General features: G+C 45.0%; 15 protein-coding genes. 13 read left to right on the top strand and 2 right to left on the bottom strand.

Features of this window, described 5'->3' with window-relative positions; all coding sequences use genetic code 11:
- Positions 1-2 precede the first annotated feature (2 nt).
- From A3EU_RS0124970 to A3EU_RS0124910, 13 genes are all read left to right on the top strand, one after another.
- A complete protein-coding gene (locus A3EU_RS0124970) occupies positions 3-419 on the top strand; it encodes a RidA family protein (RefSeq protein ID WP_020538924.1) in 417 nt (138 codons plus the stop codon).
- Between the two features lie 144 nt (positions 420-563).
- Complete coding sequence (locus A3EU_RS0124965) at positions 564-1088, top strand: RNA polymerase sigma factor (protein WP_156825904.1); 525 nt, start codon at positions 564-566, stop codon at positions 1086-1088.
- Positions 1064-1939, top strand: a complete 876-nt coding sequence (locus A3EU_RS0124960; protein WP_020538922.1) for a tetratricopeptide repeat protein — start codon at positions 1064-1066, stop codon at positions 1937-1939. Before A3EU_RS0124965 ends, A3EU_RS0124960 begins: the two co-directional genes overlap by 25 nt.
- Positions 1940-2012: 73 nt before the next feature.
- Positions 2013-4871, top strand: a complete 2859-nt coding sequence (locus A3EU_RS0124955) for a CHAT domain-containing tetratricopeptide repeat protein (RefSeq protein WP_044086699.1) — start codon at positions 2013-2015, stop codon at positions 4869-4871.
- Positions 4872-5071: 200 nt separating this feature from the next.
- Positions 5072-5641, top strand: a complete 570-nt coding sequence (locus tag A3EU_RS0124950; protein ID WP_020538920.1) for a hypothetical protein — start codon at positions 5072-5074, stop codon at positions 5639-5641.
- 212 nt (positions 5642-5853) lie between these two features.
- Positions 5854-8703 (top strand): CHAT domain-containing protein, encoded by a 2850-nt coding sequence (locus A3EU_RS0124945; RefSeq protein WP_020538919.1) that lies wholly within the window; start codon positions 5854-5856, stop codon positions 8701-8703.
- Between the two features lie 231 nt (positions 8704-8934).
- Entirely contained in the window at positions 8935-9396 is a 462-nt protein-coding gene (locus A3EU_RS0124940) for a hypothetical protein (RefSeq protein ID WP_020538918.1), read from the top strand.
- 191 nt (positions 9397-9587) lie between these two features.
- A complete protein-coding gene (locus A3EU_RS0124935; RefSeq protein WP_020538917.1) occupies positions 9588-12539 on the top strand; it encodes a T9SS type A sorting domain-containing protein in 2952 nt (983 codons plus the stop codon).
- Positions 12540-12865: 326 nt separating this feature from the next.
- Positions 12866-13432, top strand: coding sequence for a carbohydrate binding domain-containing protein (locus A3EU_RS0124930; RefSeq protein WP_020538916.1), 567 nt, complete (start codon positions 12866-12868; stop codon positions 13430-13432).
- A 337-nt stretch (positions 13433-13769) separates the two neighbouring features.
- On the top strand, positions 13770-14207 hold the full coding sequence (locus A3EU_RS0124925) for a GNAT family N-acetyltransferase (RefSeq protein WP_020538915.1): 438 nt from the start codon (positions 13770-13772) through the stop codon (positions 14205-14207).
- A gap of 192 nt (positions 14208-14399) precedes the next feature.
- On the top strand, positions 14400-16682 hold the full coding sequence (locus A3EU_RS0124920) for an NADP-dependent malic enzyme (RefSeq protein WP_020538914.1): 2283 nt from the start codon (positions 14400-14402) through the stop codon (positions 16680-16682).
- A 171-nt stretch (positions 16683-16853) separates the two neighbouring features.
- Entirely contained in the window at positions 16854-18053 is a 1200-nt protein-coding gene (locus A3EU_RS0124915; RefSeq protein ID WP_020538913.1) for a molybdopterin molybdotransferase MoeA, read from the top strand.
- Positions 18054-18121: 68 nt separating this feature from the next.
- On the top strand, positions 18122-19612 hold the full coding sequence (locus A3EU_RS0124910) for a vanadium-dependent haloperoxidase (RefSeq protein WP_020538912.1): 1491 nt from the start codon (positions 18122-18124) through the stop codon (positions 19610-19612).
- A gap of 344 nt (positions 19613-19956) precedes the next feature.
- Here the strand turns inward: A3EU_RS0124910 and A3EU_RS0124905 are convergent, their stop codons facing one another.
- Both A3EU_RS0124905 and A3EU_RS0124900 read right to left on the bottom strand, forming a co-directional pair.
- Positions 19957-21513, bottom strand: a complete 1557-nt coding sequence (locus A3EU_RS0124905; protein ID WP_026211577.1) for a DUF1501 domain-containing protein — start codon at positions 21511-21513, stop codon at positions 19957-19959.
- Positions 21514-21553: 40 nt separating this feature from the next.
- Positions 21554-23200 carry a DUF1800 domain-containing protein gene (locus tag A3EU_RS0124900; RefSeq protein WP_020538910.1) on the bottom strand — a complete coding sequence of 549 codons (1647 nt, stop codon included), beginning with the start codon at positions 23198-23200 and terminating at the stop codon, positions 21554-21556.
- Positions 23201-23242: the final 42 nt, after the last annotated feature.

Below are 23242 nucleotides of genomic sequence, written 5' to 3'. Positions count from 1 at the left end.
ACATGTCAAGCAAAGTACTAAAAAACAAAGCACAACCCCTAGGAAATTATCCTCATGTAAAACGGGCAGGAGACTTTATTTACGTATCCGGCACCAGTAGCCGTCGCCAAGACAACACCCATGCGGGGGTCATTATCCATCCTGATGGTCGGGTGGAAAAAGATATTCGGGAGCAAACCCAGGCCGTAATCGAAAACATCGGGGCACTACTCAGTAGTATGGATGCTGGCNTGGAGCACCTTATCGATATGACCACTTTTTTGGTAAATATGGAGGATTTTAAAGGGTACAATGAAGTGTATGGTACCTTTTTTGATCACGCTACTGGACCCACGCGGACAACCGTTGCCGTACATCAATTACCCCACCCAAATCTATTGATTGAGATCAAAGCGGTGGCTTATAAACCACTTTTTTGAAAAAAAAGACGACATCTACTTACCTTTGATCGTTTTCATGCCATAAACAAGCATTCACTTATGCCTTTTAAGAGGTGGGTTTCTACGAATCGGGGTTGTGAAAAGTTCAAAAGCCATCAGCAATTGTATGAAGGACTGGTGGCTATGGACAATAAAGCAATTCTATGTTTGCAGACTAAAGCGTTACCAATGTTACGCAAAGTAGGTAGTAACATGGGCCTTGGTAAGGACGAAATGGAGGATGTCTTAAATCAGAGCACGCTCATTTTTTTACAAAAAATTGAGGATGGGGCTTATGAATTTAAGGGTCATGCTCCTACGACCTATTTGGTAGAGGTAGCAAAAAGGCTGGCAATGGCGAAAATCCGCCGAAAAAAGCCTAGTACTGAATTGCTGGAGAGCCACCATGTAAAGCATTTAAGTGAATATGAAGCGCTGGAACGCCAAAGTGATTCAGCAGCTTTAGTTACCCAATTTTTAAGCCAGTTAGGGAAGGCTTGTGAAAAGGTTGTTCGCTTACACCATATTGATGGTTACAGTGACGAAGAAGTGATAAAGGGGAAATTAACCCCCTATTCGACGATCAACTCTTTGAAAATGAAGCGAAGCACCTGCATGAAGAAACTGATCGAAATTGCGACGAAATGGAAGACATCAATAAATACTTAAACGACGACGCCAGCGAGGAAGAACGCGCGGCCGTTGATCGTTTGAGTGAAGGCTTTACTGCGCTTCGAATAAAAGGCAAGGTGAAGGCTGCTGCCGCTGCCCGCGCGAAGCGGCAACAGAGAAATAATATTATTGGTCTCGTTCTTTTGTTATTGACCCTTTTTTTAGCTGTTTGGCTATGGTTTGCAAAGGGGGAAACCGTAACGCCTCCTTTGACGACAGAAGATGTTTTTGAGCAAGAAAGCACCTCGCCACCGGTTCCTGGTCCAATTGAAGAAGAACCTGTTATAGATGTTGAAGAGGAAGTATTGCCAGAAGCACCTCGGGAAGAAGCGCCCGCCCCTCCTGTAAGGGAGATTCCTATTGCCAGTGCCGAGCTACCACCACCACCGCCTTACGGTGCTCCTGACACTTATTTACGTGGACAAAGCGAGCAAAAGGAAGGCAAGGAGTTGTTGGATCAACTTTGGTACACGGGCTACCCCCTTACAGGGCTCAAGCCTACCGAAGCATACCTTGCTGTTGATGAACTTTTGCGGGAGCGCACGTTTACGACTGCTTATGTCCGGCTGCAACGTTTAGACCGGCAGCTTCCGCCCAATGATACGTTGCGTTATTTGCAAGCTTACACCTTGTTGGAAATGGGGCAGGGCCCAGAAGCCTTGACCTTACTGGACCAGCTGGAGACGCCTCCTTTTGAGTGGCTGCCACAGGTGGAATGGTACCGAGGTTTGGCAAGCTTATTGGCAGGTGAAGAAGCTAAGGCGTTGGCTATTTTTGAAAAAATTACAAAGAAGATAAATCACCCATATAAGTTACAAGCCAAAAAGGCTTTGAGTTTGTACCAATAGGTTCCTATTTGGCCCTTCCCCGTTTTTTTGTTTTCTTGTGGATAGGTGCACAATAGCACCCGCATTTACCCGTATGAAACCCGTTTCGTCCCCCATTTTGCACCTGTGCTTGCAGGTGTTCTTTTCTTGTATACTGTTTTCTCAACAGGAGTCAGCAGTTATTCCTGCTACATTTGACAGCCTTATCCAGGTTTCCCGAGATTATACGGCAGCTACCGAATTTGAGCTGGCTTTTACTACTTCTGCTGCGGCTGGAAAGATAGCTGTGGACTGCTGTGGTGAGCAATCTGTAGCTTACGCTAGTTTCTGCTTTAATGAAGGCCGGATTTATTACTTTATGGGGCGTAATGAAGAGGCCATCCCTTGGTACATTAATGCCAAAGAGTTGAGAGCCGAACTTTTGGGAACCATGCATATTGATTATGGCAAAAGCTTGAATAACCTGGCAGTTCTTTATGAAGAAATTGGCCGGTTTTCGGATGCTGAACCTTTGTACTTGGAAGTTCTTAACCTGAGAGAGCAAGTAGCTGGTAGGGAAAGCACCAGTTATGCCAATGTGCTACATAATCTAACGGGCTTATACAATGATTTAGGGGATTATGAGAAAGCAGAAATGTATGGCTTGCAAGCACTGTCACTTAGAGAACAACTATTGGGGGAAAACCATGTAGCCTATGCTAACAGCCTTGTTGCTTTGGCCAATGTTTATTACCAAACGAATAACTTTTCCCGAGCGTTACAACTTTATCTTCAAGCCAAAAGCATTCATGAGCAGCAGGAGGAGCTCACTTTTTATACCTACGTATTTATTCTCGATAATCTAGGGGCCTCGTATCAACAGCTTTCTGACTGGGAACAAGCCGAAACGTATTACGCTGAAGCTGCTGATTTCAGACTTCAGGTATTAGGAGAAAATACAGAAGATTATGCCTTGAGTTTAAATCACCTGGCAGCTGTTTTTAAAGGCACAGACCGTTATGAAGAGGCAGAGCAAGCATTGATTGAAAGTCTCGCTATCTTAAAAAAGCTGGGGCAGGAGAATGACAATGACTATGCTTATTCATTACAGGATTTGAGTAGTATCTATCTTATTCAGGAGGAAGTAACTAAAGCCATACCGCTGCAAGAAGAAGCTTTAAGGATTATTGAAAAACAATTCCAACCTCATCACCCTCGCTACCTTAGAGGCTTACGGGATTTGGCAAGTATGAATCAGGCGTTGGGAAAAGATTCGGTAGCTGCCCGGATGCTGCGCACATTGTCTGGTCTGGAAGAAAAACCACTAGCGAGTGCTGTACGGCATTTGTCTGAAGAAGAGCTTGCCAATTTTACGATAGATTTTAAAAGGAATCACACGCGATATTTTGCTTTAGCGGAAACGCACCCCGCAATAGCGGATGTTTGTTACGATAATATTCTGTTTTATAAAGGGTTTTTACAAAATAAAGCGGTTCAACTACGGCAGATAGCCCTCGCGGATTCAAAGGTCAGCGAGAATTACCGTGAATTGAGTCGGCTCCACCGGCGACTTGCAGCCAAATACACTTCTTCGGCAGCTACAGCATTAGAAATCCAAGAACTGGAAGCAGATGCTTATGCTATTGAAAAACAAATCGTCCGTGAAAGTGCAGACATCGACGATGCACTTCTCCGCGTCAATTGGCAATCGGTAAGAGATCACTTAAAGCCTGGAAGTGCGGCCCTCGAATTTGCTGAGTACACGCGTGAGTCCCCTGGGCTTGAAATGGAGGAACGCTACGGTGCATTGTTGCTGTTGCCACAGTCCAACCTTCCAATATTTATTCCCTTGGGGAACTCGGAAGTGTTGGATAGTTTCTTGAATAATACTAATCAACCGACAGCTACTTTTATCAATACGTTGTATTCCTTAAATGGGCCAGCGATTTATCAAATGTTATGGGCACCAGTGGCGGAATACCTTGAAAAACATCCGAATATCAATAAAATTTACTATTCGGCAGCAGGTTTGATTCACCGTTTGAACCTAGAGGCGCTCCCAACTCCAGAGGGCAAAGTATTGGCACAAAAGTACCAGTTGTTAGCCTTGGGAAGCACGCGGCAGTTGGTGAACTTCAATTCTGAAGTTTCACAAGAAGCGGGTGCTAAAAAGACCGCTTTTTTGTTTGGCGGCATTGATTATGGAACAACAGAAGAATTGACAAATATTACTTCTACTGATGCACAAAATGCAGCCCCTCCGACTTACCAAACAGACCAATATCCGGCCCACCGGGGATACGATTCAGAAAATGGATATTGGCAATCATTACCCTGGACAGAAGTAGAGATAATGACCGCCAACGACCTTTTGGTAGATGCAGCATATACTTCGGTGCTAAAAACAAAAAATGAAGCTACGGAAGGTGCGCTCAAAGCACTGGGCAGTAGTGGTAAATCTCCAGAGCTGCTACACCTGGCAACTCACGGCTTTTTCTTTCCTGATCCCGAAGAAATAGCAGGAGAAGACCAGCTGGCTTTTCGGGCCTCAGACCGATCAATGATCCGTTCGGGGCTGGTGCTGGCAGACGGTAATTACGCCTGGGCCTTCGGACAGCCCCGAGCATCCGTAACGGAAGATGGTATTCTTACCGCCTACGAGGTCAGTAAAATGGACTTGCGAGAAACGGAATTAGTCATCCTTTCTGCATGCGAAACGGGCCTTGGAGATATTAAGGGCACAGAAGGGGTGTATGGTTTGCAACGGGCGTTTAAAATTGCAGGAGCTCGCTATCTGATAATGACGCTTTGGCAAGTACCGGATTTTCAGGCGCAAGCCTTTATGACTACCTTTTACTTGGCTTGGTTGGAAGAAGGCAAAAGTATTCCCGAAGCGTTTCGGGCAGCGCAAACCTATATGCGTGCTCGCTATAAAGAGGCTTTTGATTGGGCCGGTTTTATTCTTATTGAATAAAACCCTTCTCTGACAATTTTTGTGGTCAAGCTAAAGCAAAAATCGTAAGCGACTGATCAGGAGCGTGATTTCTGCTTTAGCTTGACTCTGAACACAAAATTTGTCAGAGAATCAATAAAATAAGCGACAAGACTTACCTTAGAGGAGGTAGTCGACATTAACAATTGAATTATTTTTCAAATTATCTAATACCGAAAAAAATGGCTAACGATCCAGTACAAACTAATGCAGACGCAGCAAATACGGCTATCCCTCCCGAAAAGGTGAAGGTTGAATCAGGAAAAGCTGTTGACCCACAGTATATTGTGAAATTGGTGACCACGGATGGAGGGAATTTTAATGCAAAAATCAGCATTGATTTAACCGTTCGTAATGTAGACGATAAGCGAGTTTATGGACATGCCGAAACAATAGATATCGTAAGGAAATCAGAAATCACAATTCCCATCAATTTTAATGACGCCATCGAAGACTGGAATAGGGTTTGTGAAATGGAGGGAGCACAACTGGGGTATGGATTTAGCCTCACATTGATTAGTGAAAATGGCACCTCTCAAAGTAGATGGGTTAGTGGTTATATGTCTCCTACAAACGATCCACCAATGACATCTGATGAGGTTGTTAACCATTACCAAAATGATCCTGCTCCGGCGGTTGCTCGCAGTTTAGAAGAGCCAGTGTTAGCGGAAGCTAGCAGTACAGGGTCCTCGTTTCAAAAAGCGATGCCTCATTTCATGAATGGCTTCAAAGCACTTTTTGGCCAGGGATAATGATCAGATAAATAGAGGTCTTATTAGGCTTTTGGGGGCGCTTTTCATTATAGAAAAAATGGAAAGCGCCTTGTTCTTTTTGTTAATCAGAGAGTTTGAAGCCTAAGAATTACGCAGAGACACTTATCAGCTTCTTTTCTATATTGTTTTCGTGTTTCCTATTTTTTTGGTTTCTTACATTCAGGCGCCCAAAAGTGCCAGTATTGACCCGTATGAACCCTTTTTCGTCCCCAGTTTTGCTCCTGTGCCTACAGGTGCTCTTTCCGCTATTGGTGCATGCCCAAAAGGGTATGCCTCCTAATCCTGTCGAATTTGATAGCCTTATTCAGGTTTCCCGAGCTTATACCGCTGAGGCTGCCTTTGATTTGGCGCTTACAGCTTCCGCAGCTGCTGGCGAGATTGCAGTAGACTGCTGTGGAGAGCACTCCGTAGCTTATGCGAGTTATTGTTTTAATGAAGGTCGAATTCGATACTTCATGGGGCAAAACAGAGAGGCTATCCCCTGGTACATCAACTCAAAAGAGTTGCGTGCTGAATTATTGGGGACGATGCATCCGGATTATGGGAAAAGCCTCAATAATTTGGCCATCGTATATGATGTGATGGGGGAGTATGGAGAGGCAGAGCCTATTTACCAGGAAGTGCTAAATATTCGTGAGCAAAGTGCAGGCCGCGAAAGTGTAACTTTTGCCAACACATTGGTCAATTTGTCGGGACTTTATTTGAATTTAGGGAATTATGAGCAAGCCGAAGCTTACGGACTGGAGGCCAAAGGAATAAGAGAACGCCTGTTAGGGAACACGCATCCTGATTATGGAATGAGTTTGATCAGCTTGGGGAACTTATATTACCTGACCAGTAATAACGCCAGAGCCAAAAACCTATACTTAGAAGCCAAAGCCATCTATGAAGCACAAGAAGAGTTGGATTTGTATACTTACGTCGATCTACTCCTTAATCTAGGAGCCTTGTATTTTCAATTCAATGAGCTTGAACTTGCTGAACAGTATTACAACGAAGCAGCTAGTTTGGAAAGCGAATATATCGGTACTGATCATCAGGATTATGCGATAATACTCAACAGCCTGGCGGTAATATATGAATATACAGGACGATTAAGCAAAGCGGAGAAAAACCTGAATCAAGCTTTAGCAATTTTGATAGATAACGGCCAAGCAAATGGTGTTGATTATGGCTATTATTTGCAAAATTTAGGGGATGTTTATTTTTCTCAAAACAAAATTCAGTTAAGTAAGGATATTCAACAGCAGGCGCTAGAGATATTGGCCGCTCACTTGAGCAAAAATCATCCCCGCTATTTACGAGGTTTAAGAGCAATGGCAGAAAGTGAGCAGTATTTGCAGAATTATCAAGCTGCTGCTGCTGCGCTTAGAGCATTAGGTGAACTGGAAGAAAAAGGGCTTACCAGTGCTACGCGGCATTTCTCAGAAGAGGAATTGGCCAATTACACCGAAGATTATAAAAAGAACTTATACTATTACTTTGCTTTCGCAGAAAAGCACCCGCCGCTGGCAGACTTGGCCTATGACAAAATTATGGTTTACAAGGGCTTCTTATTGCAAGCAGCTCTCCAGTTAAACCAATTGGCAACATTGGATACGACCACGAATTCAATGTATAAGGCGTTGCGGGATATTAACCGGGAATTGGCAGCGCAGTATGCCTCACCATTAGAAGTCCAGGAGAACGTAGAGCGCCTGGAAATGGAGGCCGGTTTGCTTGAAAAAGCATTAATCAGGCGTACGGCAGACTTTGGGAATGCAGTACAGCAAGTCACCTGGAAAGAGGTGCAAAGTCAACTCCAATCAGCGGAAGTTGCTATAGAATTTATCCAGTATCCGAGCGGATCAGGTACTACTCGTAAATCTATGAAATATGCGGCTTTACTGTTGGCAAAGGGTACGCAAAAACCGGTGTTTATTCCGCTGTTTTCAGAATCCTCTTTAGATAGTTTGCTTTACAACAAGGTGGAATCCACCCCCGTAATGATTAATTCACTGTATAGTAAGGAGGCTCCTGAAAATGTCCTTCATCAATTAATTTGGGAACCTATATCGAAAGAGTTAAACAAACTTGAAGGAATAGAGCGTATTTATTATTCTCCCTCAGGCTTGTTGCATAGAATTAATTTGGGGGCTATCCCCACACCTGATGGCAAAACCTTATCCCGGAAATATGAATTGTATGTCTTGGGTAGTACGCGCCAGTTGGTGGTGCCTGGGAGTTCTAAAAATGGCAAAGATACCCTGTCAGCCGCGGCCCTTTATGGGGGGATTAGTTATGGAAATATAAAAGCAGAGGGGCTAACTACAGCGGAAACAACAGAAACAAGTAGGCGTGGAGACGATTGGAAAACAAATAAGGAGTCCGGAAATGCTGACGGATACTGGAAGGGACTTCCCTGGACGGAGGTGGAAATAACCACAGCTAAAGACCTACTTGTTGAAGCAGGGTACAGCACCCAGGTGCTAATGAAAGAGGAAGCGACAGAGGCTTCACTAAAGACTTTTGGTGAAGCCAGCCCATCGCCAGGGATACTTCATTTAGCGACCCACGGTTTCTTTTTTCCTGATCCCGAAGAAATTGCCGGGGAGGATGAGTTGGCGTTCCGCGCCTCGGAACGTTCTATGATACGTTCTGGGTTGGTGCTCGCCGATGGGAACTATGCCTGGGAAACTGGCCGCCCAAGGAATCAAGGCGGAGAAGATGGAATATTGACGGCCTATGAGGTCAGTAAAATGAACCTTAAAGAAACGGAATTGGTAATTCTCTCGGCTTGTGAAACAGGCCTGGGGGATATCAAAGGAACAGAAGGTGTTTATGGCCTCCAACGAGCATTTAAAATCGCTGGTGCCAGGTACCTGATTATGACGCTTTGGCAAATTCCTGATTTTCAAGCGCAAGCTTTTATGACGACTTTTTACTTGGCTTGGCTTGAGGAGGGAAAAACAATTCCCGAAGCATTTCGGGCAGCTCAGGCTTATATGCAAGCACGTTATCAGGACCCTTTTCTGTGGGCGGGTTTTGTTTTGTTGGAATAAACTCGTTTTCAGGGCTTTTACAAAAAGCCTGAATTAGCTCTTGGCGTAGCTGGTCGTCGCAAGTTCGACTGAATTGTTTTCCCTTCTCCAAGTTGGGACTGTTTCATCATGGAAATCAAGGGCCAAAACGTATTCTTAATTATAAGAAGCAAATAAAAACATTTACGGTACTTACCTTTTAGAGGCCTAAGTACATAAACAGTCAGATTATTCAATAAAACTCTTAAAGAGATGAGCACTTCAAAACTAGATGGTGGAGATAAAAAGAAGATAAAGATCGTTCAGCCTAAAGCAGCTGATCCAGGTTTTGGCTTTTTCTTGGAAACGGAGGATGGAACTCCTTTTGATAGTAGCTTGGCAATAACGATTACTATTAAAGATACTACCGTTAACCCTGTGGTAATTTACAAAACGGAAATACAGGTTACCAACGAAGTGTTTGAATCAAGATTACCGATCATTGCGCCATTTGGCGACCAGAATTGGTTGAACCCCTCTATTGAAATGAAAGAGCTTCCTTACGAAGTGAAAGTAGAGTTTCTTGATGCCGTAGTACCATACACCAGTGAAGCAACAGGAAATGTGTGGGTGACACAGGGTGAATTCGATATTTCTGTTGAAGTAACAGCAGGCCCACAAACAGCATTGGCCCATATTATTAAGGGTTTTAGAATGTTATTTGGCTTGGATTAATCTTTGTGATAAATAACCAGTTCAGCCGCCTCAAGGGACCACTAAAGGTTGTTGCAAATCCTGGTGATAAGGGTACGTTGACCTTTTGGGCGCGGATGATGCCTCAGGGATAATACCAAGGTCTTTAAAACATCAATTCAAAATGGTATTTTGTAGCAATGTTCACCTAATCTTATATTAAAAAAATAATTATGAAGATTTTTACTTTTTTAAACTCCTTTATCCACCGGAGCCATGCGCTGTTGGTGGTTTTCTTCTTTATCGGGACGCTGATTCTTCAAGCTCAGGCCCCCAAGGTAGCTTTTGTGGGAATTACCCGAACGGGTAGCCTAGATGGCTTCTCCTTTGTGGCCGGTGAGGACATAGCCGGCAGTGAGGTGATCTACTTCACGGATGAGGAGTACCGCACAGCTTGTGGTGCTTTTCACTTCGATAATGAATGTGAGGTAATAGACGACGGTGAACCCTACGTCACCTATACTGCACCAATGGATGGCCTCAGCGCCGGAGAAGTGGTATTCATTAGTGAAACCAGCACAAATGTACTGACCGTGACCGGCGGTGGTGGTACGGCTGTCTTAGAAGGTAATGGTGGATTCAGTATCTCTGGTTCTGACAAGTACCATGCTTTTGCAACCTCCAATCCTTCCGATCCTCTTGACAATGTTACCGAAATATACGCTGCCATTTCACTGGGTGACCCCTTTGATGGCACGGTATTATTAGGTGATGATCCCCGTGATGACTATCCCAATGCTGTAGTTACGCTCCTCGGTGATGTTAGTGATGCGGAGTACAACCCCAGCCTACGCGGTAACCCCGCAGATGCCATGGCCATTATGAATTTGGCCAACTGGAACATTGAAAACCCACCAGCCAACCTAGCTTTGTCTACGGTTCCTTTTACGGGAGGGATTGATTTGAGTAGTGCTTGTATGCCGGTGATTAATGGAGTGATAGCCATCACTTGCCCAGATACCCCGACTGGCTTTTTAACCTTTGGTGTAGACGGTGAATTGAATGGAGCGGATTCTTGGTATGTTGAGCTGGTACAGGTGGGTGAAGTATGTGGGAATTTCACAGGGCAAGATGGCCTCAGTTTTACGGAATCAATCACCTTGGCTTTTACGATGCCTGATGCAGAATATGTTGTTTATGCAGTTGGGGATTGTGTAACGGAGCAAGTGTGCTTTAGTTTCACTCCAAATGGAGTTTTTGGAATTCCTTCTTTCAGTCTAACCACTACTTCTTATAACGAATTGGATGGCATCCAAACAGGTTTGGGCGGAGCGACCCCTGTCGGTGGTACCTACAGTGGCCCCGGTGTAACGGACGACGGCAATGGTATGACCTTTTCCTTCGATCCGGCTGTGGCGGGTGTAGGAGTAAGTAGTGTTACTTACAATACAGGAACGGGTAATGGCGCTTGTAGTAACCTTAGTACCTCCGTATCCGTAACCGTAGTAGCACCTTCTATCACTTTTCCTGGCCTAGGAACCGTTTGTGAAGATGCTGGTGTACAAACCATTACTGGTGGTGCTACCCCTGTCGGTGGTGTTTACAGCGGCAGCGGTGTCACGGATAGTGGCAATGGTACCTCTTTTTCCTTTGACCCTAGTATTGCAGGTGTAGGATCAACGAGCGTAAACTATGCGATAGGTAGCTCCACGGCTAGTAGCACGCTTACAGTGGCTGCACTACCCACCGTCACCTTCACCAACAGCATTAGCACCGTCAGTGCAGATGCTGGCGTACAAACCGGCGTGAGCGGTGGCGCCCCTGGTGGTGGTGTCTATAGTGGTAACGGCGTCACGGATGACGGCAATGGCAACACTTTTACTTTTGACCCGGCTGCTGCTGGCATAGGGGAGAATGTCATCACCTACACTTATACCGACGGTAATGGCTGTACCTCATCACAAGGTGCAATTATCACCGTCACTCCAGCAGTTGCTTTGACACTCTCATTGAGTTCAATATGCAACAACGCAGGGACACAAACAGGCTTGGGAGGTGGAACACCAACAGGTGGTGTCTACAGTGGTGTTGGCGTCACGGATGATGGTAATGGTACTTCTTTCAGTTTTGATCCTGCTGCCTCTGGCACCGGAGAAATCTCTATATTTTATACCATTGGTACTAGTGCAGCTTTTTCTATTATTACCGTCAACGCATCGCCAACAGTCACCTTCACCAGTAGCTTAAGTACTATCGGGGTAGACGCTGGCCTGCAAACGAGCCTATCAGGCGGTAGCCCAACAGGTGGTATCTATAGCGGCCCTGGTGTCACTGATGATGGCAACGGCATGAGCTTCTCTTTTGATCCTGCTGCTGCGGGAACAGGCGAAGTCATCGTTACTTATACCTTTACAGATGGCAATGGTTGTTCAGATAATCAGAGCGATGTGATTACGGTGGAAGACGCCCAACTCCCCGGCGATATTTGTCCGGATGCAATTGATATTAATGTTCTGTTTACCGGACCCCTAAATGAAGCAGTAGTATCTACCATCCAGGACAATACCGGCTACAACGCCGAAAACGATCCCGGCACTGGTTACGAGTGCTGGTTTGGCGATGCCCCTGTATTGAACAATACCATCTGGTATGCCTTTACGGGCGATGGGGAGAAGTACGGCATCCGCTCTATTCAGTGTGATACCATCAACCCCATGGCCAATACCGATACGCAGTTTGCGCTGTACAGCGGTGATTGTACTACGCCTGTAGCGGTAGCGTGTAATGACGATGAAGATTTTGATAACGCTATTTACAACTCCTACATGGAAATCGTTACGGAGCCTGGTGTTGAATATCTCCTCATGGTAGATGGTTATGTAGCCGCAGCAGATTACGCCGCCATTGGCACTTTCTGCCTGGAAGTGACCCTGTTGGAGTCAGTAGGTGTCACAGACTTGGCAAATACAGACTTAAAAGTGTATCCTAATCCAACAAACGGCGAGGTACAGCTACCTCAACTAGCTATGGAACGGGTAGAAGTTTATAATACTACCGGGCAATTGGTCTTAAACCGTACCACCGTAGAAAGTACCATTGACCTTACAGCACAACCTGCCGGATTATACCTACTGAAAATCTATGCTGATGGCGTAGTTTATTCCACTAAAGTGGTAAAAAAGTAATGGTTTTTACTTTGTGAAAAAAAGTAGGAAGATGAGTCATCCCGAATTTTGATTGTCATCAAAATCCGTGCTGACCAACGGCAAAACCTATCATTAAAGACGAAGCCCCATGATTTCTATTAGTGAAATCATGGGGCTTTCTATAAATAGTCGGATAAATGGCTGAGGCCAAAATTCGGGATGGTTGATGTTTTGTTTTACAGTAAGGTTCTTTTTGAAAAAAAATGCCATTTATCACTTACCTCTAGAGGTTGTTTCGACATTTAATAAGGTAGACTGGATCTTGCATCTGTTTATGGTCAGTTTTCGTGTAAATCTAACTACTCATGAAAAATACGCTCTTCATCGGCTTTTTTATATTAAGCTGTTCTTTTATAGTGAATGGACAAAATGCCAGTTTGGTAACCAATGGAGCCTTTAACGGCAACCCCGCTTTTACGGCTTGGGAAATCCAAGAGGTTGAGTCTGCTACTGTCAGCCAACGACAGGGGGGGAATCCTGGTGGCTATATTTGGTTAAATGACCAAGGAGGGGACACAGACCCTTCGGTGGAACAAGAAATCTACGGATTAACGATTGGTAAACAATACACCATTATTGGCGATTACCGTGCGGGCAAAGACGCTGTAAATAATTGCCAGTGCCCAGGAACCCAAGTATTGGCAATCGATATTGATGGTAAGGAAATAGCGACGCTTCCAATGCCAGAGCACCCCAGTGGGTGGGTGCAATTTACGGCTGTGTTCACTGCCACTAGCACAAGTCAACGAATCCGCTTCCGCGCTGAAATTAATGGAACAGATGGAGATGTTGCGTTAGATAATATCAGCGTCATGCCTAAAATGGCAGACTGGTATCAATTAAAAAAAGTGGTAGACGATAGAGGTAGGTAGGATTGTTTTTTTGGTGCTATATGAAATCGTTTGGTTGGAAAAGGGTAGGCTGGACTTCAGTCCGGCCACAATCGCAATATCTTCCCGCTCGGACTGAAGTCCAAGCTACGCCTTAAGTATTCAACCCGAAACGATTTCATCTAGCGCCGTTTTTTTCTACTTTTGAAAAAAAATGCCTTTAGAGCTTGTTTTGGACGGTTTCGTAGCGAGAATCAAGGAATTAGGGTTCTGGCGAAGCTGCAAAATTCGAGTTTAGCGGGCTAAATGAGTATTTCGCAGCGAAGTCAGGTTCGTAAAGCCTTAATTCGCAGCAGGAACAAGTCCTAAACATGCTCTTATGATTCGCCCATTCCAGATTGCCGATACAGCATCGCTTCTTCAACTTTTTCAGTGGAATACGCCCAAATACTTTGGGGAAGAAGAAGTGGCTCACTTTGAAACTTTTTTAGCGAGTAACCCATCCGACTTTTTCGTAATGGAGCAAGATGGAATTATTGTTGGCTGTGCAGGCTATGGTTATAAGCCAGATAGCTGTATGGGGCAGGTTTCTTGGTTTGTTTTTCACCCCGACTATCAGGGGCAGGGCTTGGGCAGAAAAATCCTGGATTTTTGCCTGACACAGTTACAAGTACATAAGGATATTGAAAAAGTTATTGTTCGTACATCACAATTAGTGGATGGCTTTTTTAGTAAGGCTGGCTTTAAGACAATCTATATAAAAAAGGACTATTGGGCACCTGGCTATGATTTGTATACCATGGAGCTTGTTTATTAGCGCTGGATGTAGGAAATGAGAAATGTTCATTGAAAAGATACCCCATCAGCTAAGCAGGATCGGTAACTAAAAATTATGCCTACCGTTTTTTAAGTAGCAATTAGACCTATATTTGCGCCCCTACAGAAAACAACTTTCTTTTGTATTGTATGTTTCGTAGACGTATTACCTAACTGACGAAATTCTTAATCAATGGATATCAAACAAGAAGCATTACACTATCACGCAAAAGGAAGACCAGGAAAAATAGAAGTCATTCCTACCAAAGAAACGGCCAATCAACGGGACTTGTCTTTGGCCTATTCTCCTGGGGTAGCCGAGCCTTGTCTGGCGATTGAAAAGGATGTCAATGATGTTTACAAATACACTGCTAAGGGCAACCTCGTAGCTGTCATTAGTAATGGCACAGCCGTTCTGGGCTTGGGGGACATTGGTCCTGAAGCAAGTAAACCCGTCATGGAAGGTAAAGGACTTCTATTTAAGATTTATGCCGATATCGATTGTTTTGACTTGGAACTGGATACCAAAAACGTTGACGAATTTATCCGTACGGTAAAGCTGCTGGAGCCGACCTTCGGCGGGGTAAACCTTGAAGATATTTCTGCACCTGATTGTTTTGAGATCGAAGAACGCCTCAAAGAGGAGCTGAATATTCCAGTAATGCACGATGATCAGCATGGTACTGCTATCATCAGTGGGGCTGCATTACTAAACGCACTGGAAATTGTAGAGAAAGACATTAGTGAGGCACGCATTGTCGTAAATGGTGCTGGTGCTTCCGCAATCTCCTGTACCCGTATTTATGTTTCCTTAGGTGCCAAGAAGGAGAATATTTTCATGTACGACAGCAAGGGACTCATCCATCCGGATCGGGATAATCTTGATGGTAAAAAGCCAGAGTTCGTCAATGACTCTATGCCTGCAGATACCTCTTTGACTGATATCCTTAATGGTGCAGATGTCTTTATCGGGTTGTCTCGTGGTAATGTCTTGAACAAGGAGATGATCAAGGATATGGCGGCTGATCCCATTATTTTTGCGATGGCCAATCCTACACCGGAAATTAGTTACGAAGATGCTACTTCTGCCCGCCCAGATTGTATCATGGCTACAGGTCGTTCTGATTATCCTAACCAGGTGAATAACGTTCTTGGTTTTCCCTTCATCTTTAGGGGAGCACTGGATGTTCGCGCTTCAGAAATTAACGAAGAAATGAAGCTTGGTGCCGTCAGGGCCTTGGCCGATTTGGCAAAGAAGCCGGTGCCGGAAATTGTCAATCTGGCGTACAGTAGTACAAACTTGACTTTTGGTAGGGATTATATCATCCCTAAACCTGTTGACCCTCGTTTGATTACTACCGTTGCACCTGCAGTAGCCCGAGCGGCAATGGATTCAGGTGTTGCAAAATATCCCATTTCTGATTGGGAGGATTATGAGCTGGAATTAGCTAAACGCTTAGGTAACGATAACACCTTATCGAAAATCATTGAAACCAAAGCTCGCCAGGATCGCAAACGGGTTGTTTTCGCCGATGCGGAAAACGTTTCGGTATTGAAGGCCGCTCAGGTGGTCATTGAAGATAAAATTGCAGAGCCTATCCTGTTGGGTAACCGGGAAGTAATAAGAGCCATTACGCTTGAGCACAGTATCGAAATTCCGGAAACGATCCGCATTGTTGATCCTCGGAACCCTATTTCTGAAGCAGAAAAGATTACGCTCAACACTTACATTGATAAGATGTATGAGAAACGCAAGCGTAAAGGGGTGACCATGCTGGAGGCCAAAGAACAGATGCTGGATAAAAACTACTATGGTGCCATGATGGTGGAAGCGGGAGAAGCCGATGCCATGATCAGCGGACTGAGCAGAAAGTATCCCAACACCCTGCGCCCTGCGTTGCAGATTATTGGGCCTAGGGAAGGGGTGAAAAAAGTGGCTAGTACCCACATCTTACAAACGCGTTTTGGGCCACTTTTCCTTGCGGACACAACCGTTAATCATTTCTTGAGTGCGGAAGATATTGCTGGTATTACGGAATTGGTTGCAGAGCAAGTTGAAACCTTTAATATTACACCTAAGATAGGATTGGTAACTTACTCGAATTTTGGATCTGTTCCCAACGGAGAGTCGGCTACTCTAATGAGGGAAGCCACTGCAATCATCCACGAACGCCATCCTGATTGGAAGGTTGATGGGGAAATGCAGGCACACATGGCATTGGACCCAAAGCTGCGGCAGAAGTATTACCCCTTCTCGAAATTGGGTGACGAACGAGCGAATACCCTTATTTTTCCAAGCCTTTCGGCTGCTAATATTGCTTATAACTTGTTGGGTAATGCTGCTGGTATGGATATTATAGGCCCTGTTATGTTGGGGCTTAAAAAGCCGGTACATATTCTTCAGATTGGTGCCAGCGTTCGGCAGATTGTCGATATGGTAGGAATTGCTGCGATTCATGCGCAAATGATCGATTAATAGAGGTAAAAGTGGACAGCTTAGGTTAATCCATGATTGTCATAAGGCTTAAAAAGGAGTGTAAAAAGCATGTTGCTTTTTACACTCCTTTTTCACAAAATCACTTCTGGTGACAAATGTCCTTTTTCCTATCGAGCTTAGTTTTTAACTTTGTGGGCAATAACAGCAGAAATGCCCATGATTAGTTTTGCCGAAGCCTACCAAGTTGTTCAGGATAGTACTCGCCATTTTGGTATTGAAACGATTCCATTGGCACAGGGTATTGGCCGAGTTTTACAAGAAGATTGGCACGGAGATAGGGAGCTGCCTCCTTATGACCGAATTACAATGGATGGTATCGCCATTCATTATGATACCGCTATCCAATCAGATCGTTTTCCTGTCGCGGGCATTGTTGCTGCCGGTGATCCGCAATCAGAGCTTTTCGATGCTACTCAATGTCTGGAGGTAATGACTGGAGCAGTGTTGCCACGTGGTTGTGATACCATCATTCGTTATGAAGATGTTGACATTGTTGATGGTGTTGCGCGTATTAATGCGTCCTACAGGAAAGGCCAAAATATTCACTACCAGGGAGAAGATAGAGCCAAAGGTGAATTGTTGGTGACCAAAGGCACGTTACTTTCTGCCAGTGAAATTGGTGTTGGGGCCAGTATAGGAAAAGCACACATCAAAGTTTCTCGATTGCCTAAAACTATCATCATTTCAACGGGCAACGAGCTGGTTGAGGTTGATCAACAACCGGAAGCTCATCAGATTAGGCGTAGTAACGTTTATCGGTTACAAGCAGGTTTGCAAAGTTTAAATGTTCCTGTAAGTACAGCGCATTTAATTGATAACGAGGAGGTTGTTTTTGAAAAAATACAAAAATACTTGCGAGATTTTGATGTACTTATACTGAGCGGTGGAGTGTCTAAAGGCAAGTTTGATTTTTTGCCAACAGCGCTTGATCGCTTGGGGGCTACCAAATTATTCCACCGGGTAGCACAGCGGCCAGGGAAACCTTTTTGGTTTGGTCATCATAGTGAATTGGAAGCAACGATTTTTGCTTTACCTGGCAATCCGGTTTCCTCTTTTATGTGTTCCCAGGTGTATTTACTGGATTGGATGCGCACATCATTGGGGGAACGTATCCCTGATCGTCCTTGTGGAATTCTCCAAAGCGATGTAGAATTCAAACCTGATCTGACCTATTTTTTAGAAGTAAAAATCAGCTACGATAAGAACGGCCGCATTCTTGCCCATCCTAAAAAAGGGCATGGATCGGGTGATTTGGCTAACCTTTTACATGGTGATGCTTTTATTCGCCTGGAAAGGGGGCAGACTCAATTTGCTGCCGGTACTGTTCATGAATTATTCTTTTATCGATAATTATTGACTAATATTTAGAATGGCCAATAGCATAAAAATGCGGCCATTTATTTTAACCACCTTGAATTATGAAAAATTATTTTTTTCTACTTGTGATGCTCTTGGGACTATTGGTTTCCTGTAGTAATTCCGAGGCAGAAGGTACAGATGGGGCTGCTGATACAATGGAGGAGCCAAAAGGGGCAGAAAATGTCGCTTACAAATGGAGTCAGATGGCGATTTTGGGAACGGCCAATGACACCGATAGATTCAAGCCTAGACCAACAATCACGTCTCGTTACTTGGGTTTGATTTTTGTTTCTATTTTTGATGCATGGTCGTGTTATGATGAAAAGGCAACCCCTGTTTATCTCAGTGGAGTAGAACGCCGCCCTGATGCAGAGCAGAATTTGAAAAACAAGGAAATCGCTATCAGCTATGCTGCTTATGGAACATTAAGTGAGTATTATTTCACGGACAAAGAAATTTTCGCTGATTACATGCGGGAATTAGGCCTTGATCCAGATGATATGTCTACCGACCCAACAACACCTGTGGGCATAGGTAACCTTGCTGCAAAAGCGGTTATCGAAGCTCGTAAAGGTGACGGTTCTAATCAGTATGGTGAAGAAGAAGGCTCTAATGGCCAGCCTTATTTCAACTACGTAGGTTATGCTCCTGTAAATTCAGCTGATGAAAATGTTGACCCTAACCGTTGGCAGCCTAAGTATTTTGCAGATGGCAAAGGAGGTCGCTTTGCACCGGAATGTTTGACTCCTTACTGGGACAAAGTACAGCCAATAGCCTTGAAGTCTGGCGACCAATTCCGCCCAGGTCCTCCTCCGATGATTGGTTCTGAACAATTGGAGGCAGAAGTAAAAGAAGTAATGGAACTTCAGGCTAACCTCACCGATAAGGACAAAGCCCTTGTTGAGTTTATGCGCGACGGGCCTCAATCTGTACAGCAGGCTGGTCACTGGCTGAAGTTTGCCCAGGAAGTGTCTGTTCGTGACAACCACACCCTTGACGAAGACGTGAAAATGTTCTTCTACAACCAAGTGGTAGCGATGGACGCCTTCATCGCTTCTTGGGATTCCAAGATGTTCTACGATTACGCACGTCCGTATGCATTGGTACACAAGTACTATGAAGATCAGAAAATCAAAGCATGGGGTGGTGAAGGAAAAGGATTGGTAGAGATGGACGGCCAGCAGTGGCGCCCTTATTCTCCTGAGACTTTCTTGTGTCCTCCTTTCCCTAGTTATACTTCTGGTCATAGTACCATCAGTGGTGGCTGTGCTGAGGCCCTTAAGCGCTGGACAGGTAGCGAGGAGTTTGGTAGCAGTGTGACTCTGGTTGCAGGTGCTCTGACAGAACCGGATAATCTTGGTGATACCGTGGTAATCGAATTTCCTACGTTTACGGAAACAGCTGAAATGGCTGGTTGGTCGCGTGTAATGGGCGGCTACCACATTCAGGCAGATAACGTTGCTGGCCTTCAGTTAGGCCGTGATGTTGCTGATGAAGTATGGAAATTCTACCTCAAGCATATTGGAGAAGAAGAAACAAAGGAAATGTAACAAGGAACGCAAAATAAACAAAACAGGCTCCAAGGGTTTTACCTGCGGAGCCTGTTCTGTTTAACGAAACACCATTTTATACTTTTCAAAGTTGGAGGTTGGAAGTCAGAAGTATTTGATGCAATAGGGGCGGAACCCAACCAACAATCAAACCGAACATGTGATAGTAGGCGTCGGTACAACCGACGCCGAACAGGGCCTGTTGTATTTTGGTGACGGAAGCGCTCATCCTAAAATGATAAAGTCCATCAACCATCAACCATCAAACCATCAACCATCAACCATCAAACCATCAACCATCAACCATCAACCATCAAACCATCAAACAATTAACCCGTGCCCCTTTACCTCACCTTCACCATTCTCACCGTCTTTTGCCCTTGTTTGGTTTGAACACGACAGTAGTAAGAACCAACAGGCAACTGGTGTGTCTCGATACTAATACGATGGTTACCTGCGGGAAAGAGACGGTTGCTGACAACTCGTAGCTCGTGGCCAATGACATCGTAGATACTTATTTTAACCCACTCGTTGCCCGTAGTCAACTCCAAGGAAGTATAGTCACGGAAAGGGTTGGGGTAAATATTTAGCTTCAGTGATTCTCCTAGGGCGTTGGTGGTGTCGGTGACAGAACAGTCGCGTAAGATGGGAAGATGTTGAAAGTCCTCGAAGAGCAAGTTGCGAACATCATCTTCTGGCACAGAAAACCAGTCCATTAACACGGAACCGTATACCGAACGAAAATCGTATTGCATGGGCACGCCTTCTTGATTATCAACATCAGGCGAAATTTCGGGATTATCACCAATAACACCGGCATTGACACAAGAACCAAAGACAACTAAGGGAGCAGCTGTGCCGTGGTCTGTACCAAAACTGGCATTAGAGCGAATCCGGCGACCAAATTCGGAATAAGTCATACCGATTACGCGTTCTTCCAACCCTTGCAATTTCAGGTCGTCCTGAAAAGCGCAGATCGCATCACCAAGTGTTTTTAATAAAGCCGCGTGCGCGCCACTGGTAGGATCACCATCGACCGTTTGGTCTGCGTGGGTATCAAAGCCACCGAGACTGACGACATATATTTTGGTGCCTAAACCACCGGAAATGAGGCGGGCTACGGTACGTAATTTAACGGCTAATCCATTGTCATCAGCGTATTTTGAAGACAGGTTGACCCCACTCATATTAGCTGCTTCGATAACTTCATTGTAAGCATTAGTTTGCTCAATGGTATTGATCAGGAAAGCTAGGCGGTTGCCATAGCAGCCTTCGGCGAGCTCATTATTGGTAGGGGTTGCTAAAGCACTGAGGTTTTCAGGGTCGACAACAGCAAGGCTAAAGTTGCTACTAATGCCTTGACAGGTTTCTGTAACGACGGAACCAACCGTCATGGCTAGTGGGTCGGGACAGTTTTCGTTGGGGTAGCCCTCGGGAAACCCCGGAAACTGGGTGTCAAGGTAGCGTCCTAGCCAACCCGTATCCAGGAAGTCATCCGCATCTGATGCCGTGTGCCAGATGTCTAAGGAACGAAAGTGGGAGCGATTCTGGTTAGGGTATCCAACGCTTTGGATGATATTGGCCTTACCGTCATTGAAGACCTCCTCCAAGCCCGTTAGGGCGGGATTGAGGGCAACGGTATCGGTAATATTGAGTAAGCTGTTCTCTGGGATCATGATATTACTTCGCACAGCAGCAAAGCCATCTTGTTGATCACGAGGAATCACCGTATTTAGGCCATCATTGCCGCCATTCAATTGAATGAGCACAAGTACCCGGTCATCATCGCCATTGAGGAGATTGAGGAAAGACTTGTCGGAAATGGCAGAAACAGGTACACCGCCCAACAGCAAAGGAGCAGAAAGCAAGGAGCTTTTTTGGAGGAAAGATCTTCTTTTCATAACGTCTATGTATTTTCGTGCTGTCCCTATAGTTGGGGGATTAAATAAGGTGAAATTCCGGCATCTTGAACAAGGTGCCAAAGAGCGATTCTAACTTGGTGAAAATGGCATCTCGTAGATCAGGATCATCAGGGTTTTGTAGAAAATCAGCGTATTCAACCGTCCACTCGAAATCAGGTAGGCCAGGAATTAAGACTTCTTTGAGGAAATCTCGCTGATTATCGGAGATAGGATAGGCAAACAGATACAAAGCAATCTGCTCCAACATACTATTGGGATCGAGGTTGTTGTCCATCTCTGCAATGAAATCCAACAGGTTTACTCGCCACTGAACACCGCCGGAATTTATTCCATTAAGCAATGTGTTCCCTACGGTCTGACGAATGGGAAGGCTTACTGAATTGATCCAAGTATTATAGAATTGTGGCGACTGATAGAAGGCTTTCCAGCCAGCAACGGATGGCAAAGCCATGTACTTCATCTCTAGGCTTTCTGCAAGTCGCCTCAATTGATTCCATAAAAAGTAATGTTGAAGTGGTGCAGCCTCGGCACCCATATCAAGGGTGTTCACGATTTTGAACATAAAATCGAGAGGGTGGCTGGTCATACAGCCCCGATGAGTTTCTTCAAAGAAGTAGTTACTACCAAGTAATGCCTCAACGGCTGGTTGTATCTCGTAATTATTATCAATGATCATCTGTGCCATAGGCTCGATAATGTTGGCCTCAACCACACCGTCGATATCTGTGCCAACAAACCAAATATGAAGCTGCCTGCTCAGGAAACGAGCGACTTCTGTTTTTTGCAAAATATGGTCGATAACCACTTTGTATTCCTGATCACCACCATCAGAAATTATAGCATTGTCGAAGCGGTGGGAGAGTTGTTTCTCTCCTGTATCATGACGATTGGCAACGAAAACACCAAGAGGAAGGCCATTGTCTGGGGTGGTGAAACGCCAGCCAGTAAGGGCTCTGGCCATTTGTACAACATCGTCTTCTGTATAGTTGGTGTAGTCACCGGGTGCTGCCACATCGCCACGACCAATGGTGAAAAGCTCTAGCAGCTCCCTGGCATAATTCTCGTTAGGGGCTTGCCTGCTATTTTGGTGGCCGTTTAAATACCTGAGCATCGCAGGAGCTACGGTGATTTCTTCTGTCATTGTTCGGAAGTTGCCAAGGGCATTTCTACGAAGAACATCGAGATATTGATAACCAAACTGGGCATTGTTATCATCAAGGGCAAAGTGATTATGCCAAAAGAGTACCATTTTTTCACGGATAGAAACGCCACCATTGATGAGAAGGCCCATCTGCGAACCAATTAGGGAGCGATAGCGGCCTCCAAAAATACCCTGGGGGCTCGGAGTGGGTATAGGTGTATTTACCCAGGTTTCACCTAGCCCAGCATTTGGGTCGTCTTCGTAGTCATAATAGACCGGCGGGTCGGGCAATGGCTGGTTAGCAAACAGTTGTCCAATAGTGGCACTAAGCCCATCCGCAACGGCTTGCTTAATTTGTGTAGGCTTAGGCCCAAAAGTGGTTCTACGCAGCAGAAAAGCAGCTTCAACGGTACTCCATTGGCCAGTGTATGGTTCTAGGTCGGTGGTTGTAAGAGTGGTATTTGCTGTGGCAACATTCCCCGTTTGGGTTTGCTGCCCGAATTGCAGGAAGGATCTACGTTTCATCTTAGAGCATTTTTTCGTCTGTCCATTGTCTAAATTTTCAGG

It is taken from the genome of Lewinella cohaerens DSM 23179, from assembly GCF_000379805.1.
In the GTDB taxonomy this organism is placed as follows: Bacteria; Bacteroidota; Bacteroidia; order Chitinophagales; family Saprospiraceae; genus Lewinella; species Lewinella cohaerens.
The sequence above is the reverse complement of the archived record's forward strand: the minus strand, read 5'-3'. Positions and strand labels throughout refer to the sequence as shown.

What these genes read in the sequence shown, in the direction of transcription:
- A3EU_RS0124945 (WP_020538919.1), top strand. Translation starts at nt 5,854, where the DNA reads ATGAACCCTTTTTCGTCCCCAGTTTTGCTCCTGTGCCTACAGGTGCTC.
- A3EU_RS0124955 (WP_044086699.1), top strand. Translation starts at nt 2,013, where the DNA reads ATGAAACCCGTTTCGTCCCCCATTTTGCACCTGTGCTTGCAGGTGTTC.
- A3EU_RS0124965 (WP_156825904.1), top strand. Translation starts at nt 564, where the DNA reads ATGGACAATAAAGCAATTCTATGTTTGCAGACTAAAGCGTTACCAATG.
- A3EU_RS0124915 (WP_020538913.1), top strand. Translation starts at nt 16,854, where the DNA reads ATGCCCATGATTAGTTTTGCCGAAGCCTACCAAGTTGTTCAGGATAGT.
- A3EU_RS0124940 (WP_020538918.1), top strand. Translation starts at nt 8,935, where the DNA reads ATGAGCACTTCAAAACTAGATGGTGGAGATAAAAAGAAGATAAAGATC.
- A3EU_RS0124960 (WP_020538922.1), top strand. Translation starts at nt 1,064, where the DNA reads ATGGAAGACATCAATAAATACTTAAACGACGACGCCAGCGAGGAAGAA.
- A3EU_RS0124925 (WP_020538915.1), top strand. Translation starts at nt 13,770, where the DNA reads ATGATTCGCCCATTCCAGATTGCCGATACAGCATCGCTTCTTCAACTT.
- A3EU_RS0124930 (WP_020538916.1), top strand. Translation starts at nt 12,866, where the DNA reads ATGAAAAATACGCTCTTCATCGGCTTTTTTATATTAAGCTGTTCTTTT.
- A3EU_RS0124900 (WP_020538910.1), bottom strand. Translation starts at nt 23,200, where the DNA reads ATGAAACGTAGATCCTTCCTGCAATTCGGGCAGCAAACCCAAACGGGG.
- A3EU_RS0124910 (WP_020538912.1), top strand. Translation starts at nt 18,122, where the DNA reads ATGAAAAATTATTTTTTTCTACTTGTGATGCTCTTGGGACTATTGGTT.
- A3EU_RS0124905 (WP_026211577.1), bottom strand. Translation starts at nt 21,513, where the DNA reads ATGAAAAGAAGATCTTTCCTCCAAAAAAGCTCCTTGCTTTCTGCTCCT.
- A3EU_RS0124950 (WP_020538920.1), top strand. Translation starts at nt 5,072, where the DNA reads ATGGCTAACGATCCAGTACAAACTAATGCAGACGCAGCAAATACGGCT.
- A3EU_RS0124935 (WP_020538917.1), top strand. Translation starts at nt 9,588, where the DNA reads ATGAAGATTTTTACTTTTTTAAACTCCTTTATCCACCGGAGCCATGCG.
- A3EU_RS0124920 (WP_020538914.1), top strand. Translation starts at nt 14,400, where the DNA reads ATGGATATCAAACAAGAAGCATTACACTATCACGCAAAAGGAAGACCA.